At 65.3% G+C, this 579-nt stretch carries 1 protein-coding gene and 1 tRNA gene; one reads left to right on the top strand and one right to left on the bottom strand.

Annotation, left to right across the window (positions count from 1 at the left end):
* Nucleotides 1-53: 53 nt before the first annotated feature.
* Nucleotides 54-227 carry a hypothetical protein gene (locus IE185_RS32895; protein ID WP_167368023.1) on the bottom strand — a complete coding sequence of 58 codons (174 nt, stop codon included), beginning with the start codon at nucleotides 225-227 and terminating at the stop codon, nucleotides 54-56.
* A 200-nt stretch (nucleotides 228-427) separates the two neighbouring features.
* Between IE185_RS32895 and IE185_RS32890 the strand changes: the two genes are divergently transcribed.
* Nucleotides 428-501 (top strand) — tRNA-Gly (locus IE185_RS32890).
* Nucleotides 502-579 lie beyond the last annotated feature (78 nt).

Below are 579 nucleotides of genomic sequence, written 5' to 3'. Positions count from 1 at the left end.
CCGAACATCGACCGGCGTGTCACCCGACCCGGCGAACGTTCGTGGCCAACGCACTAGCGCTGCTCCAGCACCACCGGCACGGCGTGCCGCAGCCGCGCACAGCGCGGACAGCGGATGAGCCGCCCCGGGCCGATACGGCCGGCTCCGAGCTGCTGCAGCGGGAACGATGTGGTGCTGAACACGTGCCCTTCGGCACAACGGACGACGGTGGGCTCCATCAAGTCCATCAAGTCCCTTCCCCAACAAAGCGTGGACGAGAAGGCCACATTAGGGGATGAACAGGACGCCACTCCAGGCGGCACTCCGCCCCCAAAGGTACGCCCACCCGACACCACGAAAACCCAGCGCACGCGCGCGCACGGCGCACACCGGAGCGGGACCTGGGGTACACTGTCCGACGAAGCGGCGCCACTCAACGGCCCGCTGCGCGGGTGTAGTTTAATGGTAGAACATGAGCTTCCCAAGCTCAGAGCGCGAGTTCGATTCTCGTCACCCGCTCCAAGCAAAAGCCCCAGGCCGCGCTTGAGTTCTAGTGGTCGTCGCAACACCCCAGTTCAGGGGATGCGATGGACTTCAAGA

The sequence above is a fragment of the Streptomyces chryseus genome (assembly GCF_014650755.1).
GTDB lineage: Bacteria > Actinomycetota > Actinomycetes > Streptomycetales > Streptomycetaceae > Streptomyces > Streptomyces chryseus.
Note: the sequence above shows the minus strand (reverse complement) of the source record. Positions and strands in the feature narration are given on the sequence as shown.